The organism is Mycobacterium sp. IDUB_28, from assembly GCF_055419285.1.
This window is the reverse complement of sequence record NZ_JBVAXK010000002.1, coordinates 258,092-274,254: the sequence shown is the minus strand read 5'-3', so window position 1 is coordinate 274,254 and position 16,163 is coordinate 258,092. Positions and strand designations below refer to the sequence as shown.

The 16,163-nt window shown below is 67.3% G+C and carries 3 protein-coding genes; 2 read left to right on the top strand and 1 reads right to left on the bottom strand.

Features of this window, described 5'->3' with window-relative positions; translation table 11 throughout:
* Positions 1 to 147: 147 nt before the first annotated feature.
* A complete protein-coding gene (pks2, locus tag ACZYZ9_RS05215) occupies positions 148 to 6,330 on the top strand; it encodes a sulfolipid-1 biosynthesis phthioceranic/hydroxyphthioceranic acid synthase (protein WP_463825141.1) in 6,183 nt (2,060 codons plus the stop codon).
* A 67-nt stretch (positions 6,331 to 6,397) separates the two neighbouring features.
* A complete protein-coding gene (locus ACZYZ9_RS05210; protein WP_463825454.1) occupies positions 6,398 to 7,840 on the top strand; it encodes a condensation domain-containing protein in 1,443 nt (480 codons plus the stop codon).
* Positions 7,841 to 7,846: 6 nt separating this feature from the next.
* Here ACZYZ9_RS05210 and ACZYZ9_RS05205 read toward each other — a convergent pair whose 3' ends face one another.
* Entirely contained in the window at positions 7,847 to 15,931 is an 8,085-nt protein-coding gene (locus ACZYZ9_RS05205) for a type I polyketide synthase (protein WP_463825140.1), read from the bottom strand.
* Positions 15,932 to 16,163: the final 232 nt, after the last annotated feature.

The following is a 16,163-nucleotide window of genomic DNA, read 5'->3' as shown; positions in this document are numbered from 1 at the left end:
AGCAGCGCCAACCACGGCTGGAACACTACTCGCCCGAAGTGACGCGGTGCGCGAATCAAACCATCGGCGCGTTGATCCCGACGACGAGGTCCCTGCGCACGGAAGATGGCCACGAAGCCCGGTGCAGGACGGCGAGGTGGCACGACGATGGAGCCCAGACAGGTCACTCCGGTGGCTGTCATCGGCATGGCCTGCCGACTCCCCCGCGGCATCGATTCCCCGGCCAAGTTCTGGGACGCGCTGCTGCGCGGCGACGACCTGGTGGGCGAGGTGCCCGCCGACCGCTGGGACGCCGACGCCTATTACGACCCCGAGCCGGGGGTGCCCGGCCGGTCGGTGTCGCGCTGGGGTGGCTTCCTGGACGACGTCGGCGGTTTCGACCCAGAGTTCTTCGGCATCAGTGAACGCGAGGCCACTGCGATCGACCCGCAGCACCGGCTGCTGATGCAAGCCTCGTGGGAGGCTGTCGAACACGCCGGGCTGCCCCCGACGTCGCTGGCAGACTCGCTGACCGGCGTCTTCATCGGGATGTGTCACGACGACTACGCCCACGTCACCGACGCGGCCGGCGCCCTGGGCGACGCGTACGGGTTCACCGGCACCGCGTTCAGCATGGCTTCGGGCCGGGTGTCCTACGCCCTGGGTCTGCGGGGGCCGTCGATCACGGTGGACACCGCGTGCTCGTCGAGTCTGGTTGCGGTGCACATGGCGTGCCGCAGTCTGCACGAATACGAGAGCAACCTGGCCCTGGCCGGCGGGTGCATGGTGATGCTGGAACCGCAGATGTTCGCCTCCGCCTCCGGGCAGGGCATGCTCTCTGCCACCGGACGGTGCCGTCCGTTCGACGCCGGCGCCGACGGGTTCGTCCGCTCCGAAGCGTGTGCGGTGGTGCTGCTCAAACGGCTGCCCGACGCGCTGCGCGACGGCGACCGGGTCCTGGCCGTAGTGCGCGGCACCGCGACGAATCAGGATGGCCGCACTGAGACGATCACGATGCCGTCGTTGCACGCGCAGGTCGCGGCGTACCGCGCGGCATTGTCGGCGGCCGGCGTCGACCCGGGCACCGTCGGGCTGATCGAGGCGCACGGCACCGGCACACCGGTCGGAGATCCGATCGAATACCGCAGTCTGGCAACCGTGTACGGGGTTGACGGGCATCGGTGCGCGCTGGGTTCGGCGAAGAGCAACCTCGGGCACACCGAGGCGGCCGCCGGCGTGGTGGGGGTCCTCAAAGCGGTGCTGTCTCTTCAGCACGCAGTGGTGCCACCGATGGCGCACTTCACCGCACTGCCCGACGACCTGGCTGCTATTGACACCGGACTGTTTGTGCCACAACATGTTACGCCGTGGCCCGGCGGTATGCCACGGCGGGCCGCGGTGTCGTCGTACGGCATGTCGGGAACTAATGCGCACGCCATCCTCGAGCAAGCGCCTATGGTTTCGGTCCCTGCTCGGGAGGAGTCACGCTCGCGGATCTTCGCGTTGTCAGCCAGCTCACCCGACGCGCTGCGCCAGACAGCGCGCCGGACCGCGGATTGGGTGGCGACGCAGCAACCCTCAGCCACGGACTTGGCCTACACGCTGGCGCGGCGGCGCGCGCACCGCACGGTGCGCACCCTGCTGTCGGCCACCGACAACGCCGAATTGGTCGCGCGGCTGCGTGCCGTGGCCGGTCGCGATGACCCGCTGCGACCTGCGGTGGGCCGTGATGACCGCGGTCCGGTGTGGGTGTTCTCCGGGCAGGGTTCGCAGTGGGCGGCGATGGGCGCGGACCTGTTGGCTACCGAACCGGCTTTCGCGGCGACGGTGGCCGCCGCCGAACCGCTGATCGCCGCCGAAGCGGGTTTCTCGGTGACCGCGGCCATGACTGAAGACAAGGTGACCGGCATCGACCGGGTGCAGCCGACCCTGTTCACCATGCAGGTCGCGCTGTCCGCGGCGATGCAGGCCTACGGTGTCCGGCCGGGTGCGGTGATCGGGCATTCGTTGGGTGAAGTGTCGGCCGCCGTTGTCGCAGCGGCACTTTCGCTCGAGGACGGGGTCCGCGTCATCTGTCGCCGCTCGCGGCTGTGCATGCGGCTGGCGGGTGCGGGCGCGATGGCAGCGGTGGAGTTGCCCGCGCCGCAGGTCCGCGAAGAGCTTGCCCACCGCGGCATCACAGATGTGGTGATCGCCGTGGTGGCCGCACCGCAGTCCACCGTGATCGGCGGCGCTACCGACGTGGTGCGTCGACTAGTCGCGGGGTGGGAACAGCGCGACATCCTGGCCCGCGAGGTCGCCGTCGACGTGGCCTCGCACACTGCGCAGGTCACCCCTATCCTCGACGAACTGGCCGAGGCACTGGCCGAGCTGAATCCGCAGCCACCGCAGCTCCCCTACTACTCGACGACCTCCTTCGACCCACGCGAACGCCCCAGCTGCGACGGGCGCTACTGGGTGGACAACCTGCGTCACACCGTGCGGTTCTCCGCCGCGGTCAAGGCTGCGCTCGCCGATGGGCACCGGGTATTCGGCGAGCTCTCACCGCACCCACTGTTGACCCGAGCCGTCGAGCAAACCGCGCAGAGTCTCGACATGCCCGTGGCTGTGATCCCGGCGATGCGCCGTGAAGTGGCCATGCCCGACGGGTTACGCGGCCTGCTGGCCGATCTGCACGGCGCGGGCGCCGCAGTGGATTTCGCAACGCTGTGCCCCGAGGGGCGTCTGGTGGACGCGCCGCTGCCGGTCTGGAGCAACCGGCGTTTGCTCATCACCGCCGCGAAACCAGCCGCCAACACCGTTGCCGCACATCCCCTGCTGGGTGCACACGTGCGCCTGATGGAGAGACCGGAACGGCACGCGTGGCTGGCAGAACTCGGCACCGACGCATTGCCGTGGCTGGGTGATCATCGAATCAACGGCGTGGCGGCCGTGCCGGGTGCGGCGTATTGCGAGATGGCTTTGGCCGCGGCCGCCGCGGTGCTGGGTGGGCGGGCCGAGGTCCGTGACATCCGCTTCGAGCAAATGTTGTTGCTGGACGGCGTGACACCCGTCGGAACTTCGGCGACCGTGGAACCTGGCGGCGCTGTCACGTTCGTCGTCGAAACGGAGTCGGGCGGTGACAAGTCCCGACGGGCCACCGCGACCCTGCACCGTACCGAGGACGACTCACCGCAACCGCACGACCTCGACGCGCTGCTCGCGGCCCACCCACAACGGGTCGAGGGCACCAAACTCCGAGAATGGTTCGGCGAGCGAGGGATTCGGTTCGGCACGGCATTCACCGGTTTGGATGTGACACACGTCGCCGCGGGTGTCGTCGGCACCGTCCTGGGTGAGATCGCCGTGCCCCATCCGATCCGCACGCGGCAAGCGGGATACACGATGCATCCCGCCTTGCTGGATGCCTGCTTTCAGTCGGTGGCAGCGCATCCCGCCGTGTACGGCATGGGTTCTGGCGGGCTGCTGCTGCCGCTGCGGGTACGCCGGTTGCGTGGTTACGCTTCGTCTTCGATGCCGCGGTATTGCCTGACCACGGTGACGACCTGCGTCGGCGGTGTCGAGGCCGACATCGACGTGCTGGATGACCGCGGCGTTGTGCTGCTGGTGGTCCGCGGGCTCCTGATGGGCACCGGAAACTCGGCGGCCGCCGACCGAGACCGGTTGCTCGACCAGCGACTGCTGGCCATCGACTGGCAACGACAGAAACTGCCCGAACCCGCAGGCGCCGGTGGAACTTATTTGCTCCTAAGCTTTTCCGACGACGACCCGCTGCCCAGCGAGTTGGCCGACACCTTGCGACATCGCGGAGCGCGATGCACCGTCTGCCGATGGACGGACGACCCCGCGCCACTGCACAGTGAGTTGGCCGCCGAAGAAACTCGCAGTGTCGTGGTGATCGCCGGACCTGAAACCACCGGCCCGCTGAAGACCGAACCCGTCCGCCGGCTCGTCCGCGTCGCCCGCGAACTCCCTGAGGTCCGCGGTGCTGCGCCCCGGCTCTATGTGGTGTCCCGGAATGCCCTACCGGTTCTGGACGACGACGCCGTCAACCTCGCTCAGGCCGGCCTGCGCGGGTTGCTGCGGGTGATCGGCGCCGAGCACCCTTATTTACACCCCACCCAGATCGACCTCGACGACAAGACCGCTGCGGACCTGGTTGCCTGTCAACTGCTCTCGGGCACAACCGAAGACGAGACCGCGTGGCGGGACAACGTATGGCTGACGGCACGATTGTGCCCGGCGCCGCTGCGCCCGGACGAGCGGATGACGACGGTGATCGACCCGCGGCACGACGGCATGCGGTTGCGGGTCCGCATCCCGGGCGACCTGCAAACCGTCGAGTGCGTCAAAGACGACCGCAGACCGCCGGGAGCCGGGCAGATCGAGGTCGCGGTCCGCGCGTCCAGCGTCAATTTCGCCGACGTGCTGGCGGCGTTCGGACGTTATCCGTCTTTCGACGGCGAGCAGCCGGAATTAGGTCTCGACTTCGTCGGCGTGGTGAGTGCGGTCGGAGCCGGAGTGTCCGACCTGGAGGTCGGTGATCGAGTCGGCGGTATGGCGCCGGGCGGGTGTTGGGGAACCTTCGTCACCTGCGATGCCCGGCTCGCCGCGAAACTGCCGCCCTGCCTGGATGACGGCCAGGCCGCTGCCGTCACCACCGCCTATGTCACCGCGTTCTACGGTCTGAACGAACTCGCTCGCGTGCGCGCCGGCGATAAGGTGCTTATCCACTCCGCCACCGGCGGTGTCGGCCAGGCCGCGATGGCGCTCGCCCGTGCTGCCGGAGCGCAGATCTTCGCTACGGCCGGCAGCCCACAACGCCGGGAATTTCTGTGCGGCATGGGGATTGAGTATGTCTACGATTCGCGCAGCACGGATTTCGCCGAGCAGATCCGAACCGATACCGACGGCTACGGTGTTGATGTCGTGCTCAACTCGCTGACAGGTACCGCGCAGCGCGCCGGCATAGACCTGCTCGCCTTCGGCGGCCGGTTCATCGAGGTCGGCAAGCGCGATATTTACGCCGACACGAGGTTGGGGCTCTACGCGCTCCGGCGCAACCTGTCGCTGCACGCCGTCGACTTGGCTCTGATGACCGCCACCCAGCCGTGGCGCATCCAGAAGCTGCTATCGGACGTCTACCGGCTCGTCGCGGACGGTCTGAAGCAGCCGCAGCGCTCCCACTATCCACTTGCCGACGCCGGCAACGTGATTCGGACGATGAGCGCCGCCGAGCACACCGGAAAACTCATCCTTGACGTTCCCGGGGCAACGAAATGCGCTGCCCGAGTGCCGCCGGAACAGGCACCGGTGTTCCGGCGCGACGGCGCCTACCTGATCACCGGCGGACTCGGTGGGCTCGGCTTGTTTCTCGCCGAACAGATGGCCGGCGCGGGTCGCATCGTGCTCAATTCACGGACGCTGCCCTCTCAAGGAACGCTGGAGACAATCGAACTCATCCGATCTAGCGGCGCGGACGTGGTGACGGTGTGCGGCGATATCGCCCACCCCGCCACCGCGGCCCGCCTGGTCGCCGCGGCAACGGCCACCGGCCTGCCCTTGCGCGGTGTGTTGCATGCGGCCGCCGTGGTCGAGGATGCGACGTTGACCACCATCACCGACGACCTGCTGGAACGCGTTTGGGCGCCCAAGGTCCGCGGTGCGTGGAACCTCTACCAGGCGAGCAGAACAGCCCCGCTGGACTGGTTCTGCCTATTCTCGTCGGCGGCGGCGCTGTTGGGCTCTGCGGGGCAGGGCGCGTATGCGGCGGCCAATAGTTGGCTGGACGGCTTCGCGCACTGGCTGCGGGCGCACGGTCGGCCCGCCACCGCGATCGCGTGGGGCGCGTGGGCCGAAATCGGCCGTGGCGCAACGCTGGCGGATACGGGCACCACGATGATCGCCCCCGACGACGGCGCGTACGCCTTCCAAGCTCTGCTGGGCCATACCCGTTGCTACTCCGGCTACATCCCCACCACCGGTTCACCGTGGCTTTCCGCGCTCGCGGCACGCAGCCGATTCGCCGAGATGTTCAGTGCTGCCGGGCGGCGACACGACGGATCAGAGTTCCGCACCGCGCTGCTGGAGTTACCGGCCGATGAGTGGGCGGGCCGGCTGAGACGGTTGGTGTCCGATCAGCTTGGCCAGATCCTGCGCCGCAGTGTCGATCCGGACCGGCCGTTATCGGACTACGGCCTGGATTCACTGGGGAATCTCGAGTTGCGTACCCGACTGGAGACCGACACCGGAATACGGTTGCGCTCCACCGATATCACCACGGTGCGCGACCTGGCCGATCGCCTGTACGGAAAACTCGCCCCGGTGCAGGACGCTCCGGTGTCAATGTGAGGGTTCCCCGGCGGATACGAAATACCCTGAGAATTCGCCGGACTGACAGGAGCGCGCGGTGGTGGTGATGGGTCAGCTGGGTCTGGGGACAGTCCGCGACTGGGCCCCGGCTCCGGGTTCGGTCTGGTGGTGGCGTCCCGCGCCGGCTTCGGTGAGAGCGGCACGGCAGGCGCCGACGAGTGCCGTCCCGCCCAGTTACATCCAGGCTCGACATCTGCGCGGCTTCCGGGAACAACAGCAGCGCGGGCTGGACATGTCGCGGCTACTGGTGATCGCCTTCGACATCGGCGGCCAGTGCGACATCCGCGCGATGACCTACGTGCTCAACGCCCACCTACGCCGAAATGACACCTACCACAGTTGGTTTGAGTTCACCGCCCGAGACCACATCGTCCGGCACACCATCGCCGACCCCGCGGACATCGAGCTCACGCCTGAACAACACGGCGAAATGTCGGCGACGCAGTGGCAGGACCAGGTGCTGGCGACACCAAATCCGCTGCAGTGGGACTGCTTCCGCTTCGCGGTCATCCAGCGCCACGACCACTTCACCGTCTGCATCAGCGTCGACCATCTGCACGTGGACCCGATGTTCATCGGCGGCATCTTCTGGGAGATCAGGGAGATGTATTACGCACTGATCGACGGCGACGGTCCCATCGCCTTTCCGCCGGCCGGCAGCTACACCGACTACTGCGTGCGCGAGAGCGCCTACACCGCGGGGCTGTCCCTGCGCTCCCCCGAAATCCGGCAGTGGATCGACTTCTTCGACGACAACGACGGAACGCTGCCGAGCTTCCCGCTACCGCTCGGCGACACAACGATGCTCACCAGCGGTGAGTTGCTCACGGTGCGACTGCTGGACGCTCAGCAGACCGCCCGGTTCGAATCCGCATGCACCGCGGCCGGCGCGCGGTTCAGCGGCGGCGTGTTCGCGTGCGCCGCACTCTGCGAATACGAGCTGACCGGCTCGGAGAGGTATTGCGCCGTCACCCCGGTCGGCACCCGTAGCACCGCCGCGGAGTTCATGACCACCGGATGGTTCATCGGCCACGTCCCGTTCGCCGTCCACGTCGGCGACTCCTTCGGCGAGACCGCCCGCAGCGCCCAGACCGCTTTCGACTCCGGCACCCACCTGGCCCGAGTGCCGTTCGAGCGTGTCCTGGAACTCGCCCCCTGGTTGCGCCGACCGCCCGCGCAGGGCAGCTTTCCCATGCTGTCGTTCCTGGATGCCGGCGTACCGCCGCTGTCCGCAGTCATCGCTACCCAACTGGACCGGATGAACATCCAGGCGTTCAGCGACGGTCGAATCGCGGCACGAGTATGCATGTGGGTCAACAAGTTTCATGAGGAAACCACCGTGACGGCGTCATTTCCCAGCAACCCGGTGGCCTATGAGTCCATCGATCGGTATCTGCAGACGCTGAAGCAGGTCTACCTGCGGGTGGCCGAGGGCCGCGAATTCGCGGTGCCCCGCAGCCCTGTCCAGCTGCGGTCGCAGCGGCCCTGACGGGGGCTACCAGTCGAGCTCCGGCGTCAGACCGAATTCGGCGAACGTACTCACAATGAGATCGCGCAGAACGTCTTTGGTGTTCGGCTGACCGAGCAGGTACGCGGAAATCCTGATGAAGATCTTGCCGCGGTCCCGCCCGGAAACCAGCAGCAGTTGTCCCCCCATGCGCTCGAGTGTGCTCTTCTTCATGCCAGGTTCGAACGGTCGCATGTGCGCTTCGTCGGCGTCGGTGCCGTCGGGCCGGTTCAGCGCCGGGGGCAATTCGCCGATGTTGGAGACAGTCACCGGCAGCGTGGCGCCACCGGCTGCCACCCCCGCCAGGCGCCGGACCACCCGCTTCGGTGTCAGCGGTGTCAGCGGGAGGGGCGCCAACCATTCGTTGTCGGAATTGTCCATCGCCTCGAGGATGGTTTGGGTGATCTTGAGGTGCAGGTCCCGAAGGTCCGTCGCCACGGGTGTGGGATCGACGGCGACGTCCACAGCTGTGATCGCGTTGCCGCGGATGTCTCCGTTGGTTCGCAGGTTCGCCACCAGCCGCAGCGTGACCGCTCCGTCGTCATTCACCCGTCCGACCCGCACCGCGAGTCGGCATGCGACCCCCGCTACCAGCGAATGACTGCTGGCACCAAGGGTTTTCGCGAGGTTATCCCACTCCGCGAGCCCGATGTACGCCGTCAGGGCAGGCATCTCGATAGTCTGATCCGCATCGGCCGAGAGCTGGGCAGGCGGCGCAGCTTTGATCGATGATGTCAGTTCCTTGCGGTCACGCCGCGCCCGTCGCGCCACCGCCACCAGCGCATGACCGACATCGGGGAGTTCTTTGACGGTTTGCCGGAAGTCCTCGCGCAGCGCGCGCCTGCGGGGACGCGACCCCGCGGGTGGATACCCCAGGTCGTGTGTTCTGCCCTCGGCGGCATCAGCGATCGCCTGGCCGAATGCGATGGCGTCGACGACAGCATGGGAAACCACCAGACTGACGGCCGTGCCGCCGTCCTCGAGCGGCAGGACCCCGAGATGCCAGCCGGGACCCCATTCCGGGTCGATGGGTAGCCGCGCCCGCTCGTCGGCCCACTCGCTCACGTCGGCGCGCCGCCGCGGCGTAGCGACGACGTCCATGTCTTGCGGCGCCGGCGCCAACACCCAGCGGTCGCGCGCGAACGGCAATGGCGACCGCTCGACCAGGCGACCGAACATCCCCGATCCGAGGTTCTGGTGGAAGCGCCGCAGCGCGTCGAGGTCAGCACCGCGGTTGTAAATCCAGGTCACCTGAATCAGGGCACCGTGCACCGCCCGGGTTGCGAGAAATGCTGCCTGGTCGAGGTATTCGAGCAGATTGTCCGCGGGCTGGTCCTCGACCGTGGTGGGCTGAAGTGTCGAAGCGGCCGGCGCAGCGGCATCGGTGAGCAGTTCCCGCAAGTGGCCGGCGAGCGACGACGGGGTCGGGTGCTCGAAGACCAGGGACGCAGGCAAGGTCAGCCCGGTTTGCGCGCCGAGGGTATTGCGCAGTTCCAGTGCGGTCAGCGAGTCGATGCCGAGATCTTTGAACGCAAGCCCGATGTCGAGGGCTTCCGGATCGTGGTGGGCCAACACCGCGGCGGTGGCGTTGGTCACCAACGCGGTCAGCGTATCGAGCTGTTGTTCCGCGGTTTGGCCGGCCAGCTGATCCCGGACCCCGGGTTCAGGCGTCACCCGGTCGATTTCGCTGCCACTCGCGCGTGCCGTCAATTCGGTCAGGAACGGATGTGAGCGACGTACGGTGAACGCGGGCAGGAACCGATCCCATGTCACATCCGCGAGGGTGATCAAGGTGTCGTCGGCGTCGATGGCCTGCCGCAGTCCGGCCAGCGCAGTCGTCGGTGGGATCGGATTGACACCGATTCGCTGGAAGATGTCCAGCACCTCGGCGGGCATACTGCTGGCCTCGTCCGCCCACAGGCCGTAAGCCGGTGCCACTGCCCTGATTCCATTGCAGCGCAACCGAATTGCCAGCGCATCTATGTGAGCGTTGGCGGCGGCGTAGGCACCTTGCTGGGCGCCGCCCCAAGTCGCAGCCGCAGACGAGAACAGGATGAAGGTCTCGGGTGGGTCTTTCTCCAGCAGTTCAACCAGATTGTCCGCACCGACCGCCTTCGCGGCGTAACTGTCGGCGAGCTCCTCAGCGGTCGTGTCGGAGATGGAGTTCCATCCGATAGCTGCCGCCGCATGCACGACGGTCCGCAGCGGACCGTGGGCGGCGCGGATGTCGGCAAGCGCGGCCGCCAACGCCGTCCGGTTGCTCACATCCACCGAATACGCTGCGACAGTCACCCCGCGGGCCTGCAATGTCTGGGCCAGTTCAGCGGTCTGCGGGTGTTCGGTAGCGTTGCGACTTACTAGCACAATGGGATTGGCGCCGGCCTCGGCGAGCCAACCGACCAGGTGCTTACCCAGTCGCCCGGTAGCACCGGTGATCAGAGCCGCTCCCGAAGCCGTCCAGCTGCCGGCACGTTCTTGCACCAACCGCGCCGCGACCAATCGACGCGCGCTCACGCCCTGTTGCCGGATCGCGAGTTGGTCTTCGTCCTGCACGCAGCTCAAAATCGCGTACAGGTGGGCGATGTCGCGCGGTGTCGCGCTCGGCGGGAGATCAACCAATCCGCCCCACAGGTCCGGGTGCTCGAGGCACACCGACTGTCCCAGCCCCCACGCAGCGGCCTGGCTCGGACTCGGCGGGTCATCGTCGGTGGATACCGTCGCACCGCCCTGGGTGATGACCCACAACGGAATTCCGAGACCGGAATCGCAATGTGCTTGCGCAAGAGAATGTGTGGAGAGCAGACCAATCGATAGGCCCGAGAAGTCGGGGTGTGGTCGTTCGTCGGTGGCCAGGAACGAGACGATCCCGTCATAGTGGGCCCGCGCACTGGCCGTCTTCAACAAGGCGGACAACGACTCTCGGCCGAGTTCGCTCAGATCTACCGTGAGCACGTCGGTCGCGAATTTCTCGGCGATACCGGCGACCCAGGCATCGTGGGCTTGTTCCGGGAACGCCAGCACCAGCCAGCGACGACGAGTGGTCGGGAAAGTGTTCGGGGTCACTGCGCGCCAGTCGACGCGGTAGCGCAATGTGTTCGCCGCTGACCGAACGCCGACGTCGCCGCGCCACTGCCGCAGGGCGCGCACGACAGCTTCCAGGGACGACCCGGTTACCTGGTCGCCCAAGCCCAATACCTCAGCGAAGGCGTCAACCGCCTCGGCGTCGACGGCTTGCCACAGCGCGCCTTCAACACTGGTGTCCAGGCCGGCGGCTCCGGACACCGGAGTGGGCGTCGCCCAATAGGAACGGTGCTGGAAGGCATACGTGGGTAGCCCAACGGCTCGGGCGTCGGGGTAGAGCGCCGCCCAGGACGGCGATTTGCCGTGGTTGTGGAGTTGACCCAGCGCGGCAGCCACGGTGTCCAGGTCCGACCGGTCGCGATGCAGCATGGTGAGCACCGCCGAGCCGGGCCGCTCGGGGGTGCCGGCCAGTGTGTCGGTGATCGCCGCAGCCAGCACCGGGTGCGGCGACAATTCCACAAACAAGCGCTCGCGCTGGCCCAGCAACTCGGCGACCACGTCGTGGAACCGAACCGGCTCCCGCAGATTGCGATACCAGTAGTCGGCGTTCATCTCGGTGGTGTCGAGCGGCTGACCCGATCGCGCGCTGTCCACGGTGGAATACAGCGGGATGCGTGCCGGCGACGCGGACACCCCGGCCAGCTCCGTCAACAGATGGTCCCGCAGCCGCTCCACCTGGCTGCCGTGCGACGCGTAATCCACTGCGATGGAACGGATTTGAATATTGTCACGTTCACACGCCGCAGTGAGTTGCTCGAGTGCGACGGGGTCGCCACTGACAATGGTGTGCGACGGCCCGTTGATCGCGGCGATGCTGACAGCTCCGTCCCAACGTTGCAGCCGGGGCTGAAGCTCTTGCGCGGGAAGCACAATGGAGACCATCCCGCCACTGCCGGACAGTGTGGTGAGCGCCTGGCTGCGCAGCGCCGCGATCTTGGCAGCGTCGGCAAGCGACAACGCACCGGCAACGTAGGCCGCCGCGATCTCGCCCTGCGAATGCCCCACTACCGCATCCGGAACGATCCCGTAGGACTTCAGCAATTCGGCCAGCGACACCATGATCGCGAACAGGACGGGTTGGACAACGTCCACCCGCTGCAGCGACGGCGCGTCGGGCTCCTCACGCAAGACGCCGAGCACCGACCACCCGGTGGCGGGGCGCAGAGCTGCATCGCACTCGTCGAGGCTGCGCGCGAATTCGCGGTGATGGTGGTACAGCTCCAAGCCCATGCCGGCGTACTGGGCGCCTTGGCCGGGAAAAACGAACACCGTCTCCGGCGGTTGGTGGTGCGCGGCGAGGTGGTGGCGCGACACGTGCGGATGGGGCAGGTCGGCAATCAGCGCTTCCAGGCCCTCCACCAGTTCGCGGCGGGGATCTCCGCCCAGGCCACTTGCGGTGATGGCGGCCCGGTACGGGTGGTGGGTACGGGTGGTGGCCAGGCTGAAGCCGAGATCGGTCAGTCCGGTTTCGGGGTGATCGTGCAGGTAGTCGCGCAACCGGTGGGCTTGACCGGCCAGTGCCCGCGGACTGCGCGCCGAGACCGGCCACACCAGTACCGGGGGTGCCGCACTGGCCGACGCGTCGGATTCTATTGCGGCGTCAGGGGCCTGCTGCACGATGACGTGCGCGTTGGTGCCGCTGATGCCGAAGGAGGACACCGCAGCCGTACGGGGATGATCCGTGACCGGCCATGGCACCGCCTCGGTCAGCAGCCGGACCGCTCCACCGGACCAGTCGACACGTGGATTGGGTTGATCGACGTGCAGCGTCTCGGGCAGTACGTCGTGATTGAGCGCCTGAACCATTTTGATCAGCCCGGCGGCGCCCGCCGCGGCCTGAGTGTGCCCGATGTTGGACTTGATCGACCCCAGCCACAGCGGACGCTCGGGGTCGCGGCCGGCACCGTAGGTGGCTATCAGTGCGCCCGCCTCGATCGGATCGCCGAGGGTGGTGCCGGTACCGTGGGCCTCCACGACGTCGACCTGATCCAAGCCGATGCCGGCGTTGGCGCCCGCCTGGCGGATCACGTTCTGCTGCGCGGGACCGTTGGGTGCGGTCAGGCCGTTGGAGGCGCCGTCCTGGTTGATGGCAGATCCCGCGATCACCGCCAGCACCGGATGGTTGTTGAGTCGGGCGTCGCTGAGCCGCTCCAAGACCAGGACCGCTGCGCCTTCACCCCAGCCCGTGCCGTCGGCGTCGGCGGAGAACGCTTTGCATCGCCCGTCCACCGCCAAGCCCCGTTGCCGGGCGAACTCGGTGAAGATCAGCGGCGTCGTCATCACCGTGACCCCACCCGCCAGCGCCAGAGTGCTCTCGCCGTTGCGCAGCGACTGGCACGCCAGATGGGTGGCGACCAGCGACGAGGAGCACGCGGTGTCCACCGTGATGGCCGGACCCTGCAGACCCAGTGCGTAGGCCACTCGCCCGGACGCGACACTGGTGGACTGGCCGGTCAACGCGTACCCCTCCGCGCCGCCGGCAGCCTCCGCGCCGTACGGCTGCGACCAGGTGCCGACGAACACGCCGGTTTGCGAACGAACCAACGAGGCCGGGTCGAGTCGGGCGGTTTCCAGGGCCTCCCAACACACTTCCAGCAGCAACCGTTGCTGGGGATCCATGGCCTGGGCCTCGCGCGGCGAGATGCCGAAAAACTCCGCGTCGAATCCGGCCGCCCCGGCCAGGAACCCGCCGGCACGGGTATAGGTCTTGCCGACGGCGTCGGGATCGGAGTCGAACAAATCCGTCAGATTCCAACCGCGGTCGGTCGGGAAACCCACCATTGCGTCGGTGCCGCCAGCCACCAGCTCCCACAACGCCTCGGCCGAGTCCACTCCCCCGGGAAACCGGCAGGCCATGCCTACCACTGCTATCGGCTCGTCCGACGCCGTCTGCGCGGGCACCGGCGAACCCGCCGCGACCGAACCGCCGAACAGCTGCCCGAGGTAGGCGCCCAACGCCGCCGGGGTCGGATAGTCGAAGGCCAGGGTGGGTGACAACGGCAACTCGGTGACGGCTTTGAGGCGGTCCAGCAGATAAGTAGCTTTCACCGAGTCGAAGCCGAGGTCCTGAAAAGCGGATTCGGCATCGATGTCGCTGGTGCTGGAATGACCCAGTACCGCAGCCGCCTGCTCGCAGACCAGCCCCACCAGCAGCTCGTGCTGCTGATGTCGCAGCGCGCGCAGCCGTTGCGGCAAACCCGCGTCCGCGGCGGGGCGCACGTCAGTCTCGGCGGCCGGGTGCGGCTCCGGACGTGCGATCAGCGCGTCCCAGCGGGTGAAATCATCGCGCCCGTAACGCTGCACGCACTCCCTCCGCCTGACCTTGCCGCTCGTGGTCAGCGGAATGGAATGAGGCGGCACCAGAACGAGATCGGCCACACTCAGACCGTGCGCTTTTGCTATTGCCGACGTGATTTTGCGTCGGACGGCCCCCACCCGCGCGGCGGCGTCTTCGGCATCCGGGCGCACTTTGAACTCGACGATGGTGACCAGTTTCTCGACGCCGTCATCGCCGGTGACCGAGATCGCAACGCAGCGACCGGCGGTGATCTCCTGGATCGTCGCCTCGATGTCGTCGGGAGAGTGGTTACGCCCGTAGACGATCAGCAGATCCTTGATGCGGCCGATGATGAACATCTCGCCACCGGAGAAGAAGCCCAGGTCCCCGGTCCGCAGCCAGGGTCCGGCCGGGGTGCCGGCGGCGGCGTCGATCAGTGTTGCACCGAACGTGCGTGCCGACTCGTCGGGCTTCTGCCAATAACCGTCGGCGACGTTCTCGCCGTGCGTCCAGATTTCCCCGACCGTTTCCGCCGGACATTCGATGCCGGTCTCGGGGTCCACGATGCGCACGATCGGCGACTGGGGCGTGCCGTAACTGACCAGCGGCGTGCCCTCGCCGGGTGCGCAGCGCTTCGCAACACCGGCCGTCAGTTGTTCGGACTCGAAATACACGATTTCCGGCGGCCCGACTGCTTCACGGGTCGCCACGTACACGGTGGCCTCGGCAAGACCGTAGGACGGCCGCAGCGCCTTGGGCTGCAGATTGAATCGGGCAAATCGTTCAGCAAAGCGTTGCAGCGTGGCAGGCTGCACGCGTTCGGCGCCGTTGAGGATGTTGCGCACGTGACCCAGGTCGAGTCCCGCCAGGTCGTCGTCCGACGTCTTCGCCGCCGCCAATTCAAAAGCGATGTTGGGGCCCGCGGTGAATGGCTGGGTGTGGGTAGCCAACAACTGCATCCAGCGTGCCGGTCGCTGCAGGAACGCGGGCGGGCTGGAGAGCACACCGTGCACCCCGGCAACGATCGGAATGCTAATGCCCACAATCAAACCCATGTCGTGGAAGAACGGCAGCCACGACACGACCGTCGTATCCGGCGGCGCAATCCCGCCGTCCTCCCGGTAGTAGCTGGCGATGATCTGTTGGGTGTTGACCACCATGTTCTGGTGCGAAATCACGACGCCCGCCGGGGTGCGGGTGGATCCGGAGGTGTATTGCAGATAGGCGATGTCGGGCAGATCGGGGATCTCGTGTGGGGCTGGATCAGCGGTGTCGAGATCCAGCAAATCGAGTTCGATCATTGCCGGAGCGGTGTCCCCCGGCTCGACGTGTTCGGCGATGCTGCCGGCCACCGAGGACGTGGTCAGAATCGCAGTCGGCGACGCGTCGCCCAGGACCGAACTGGCCCGCTCGTCGCTGGCGCCACCTTGCGGAGCCGACAGCGGTACCGCGATCTGACCGGCTTCCAGTGCGCCGAGAAACGCGACGACGTAATGCATTCCCTGCGGCGCCAACACCACCGCGCGATCGCCGGTCGCCCCATAGGTCCGCAAGATCCGCGCGACATTGCGGATCCGCCGATACAACTGCGACCAGGTCAGAGTTTCTGGGCTGCCTTCCGGGTCCTGCTCGTAATCCACGAAAGTGAACGCCGGCTCGTCGGGCCGCAGTTCGGCATATTCGCGCAGCAGAACGGGGATGGAGGGCTCGAACACGGCTCGACGATACCGTGATGATTTGGCCGGGGAGGGCAAAGCTTGATCTGGATTTAGCGCCCTGTCTTCGCCCTCTTCACCTCCCCGCAGATAGCCGATGAAAATCTTCCAAAAGCCGCACACGCTGTTGCAACAACGCCTAATATGGCCTCACCGACTGCACCTCTACGGCGCTCAACCCGCTGTAGCCCGCAGCCCCTCCGCTGGGGGCGAACCAGTCGGCCGCCCGGGT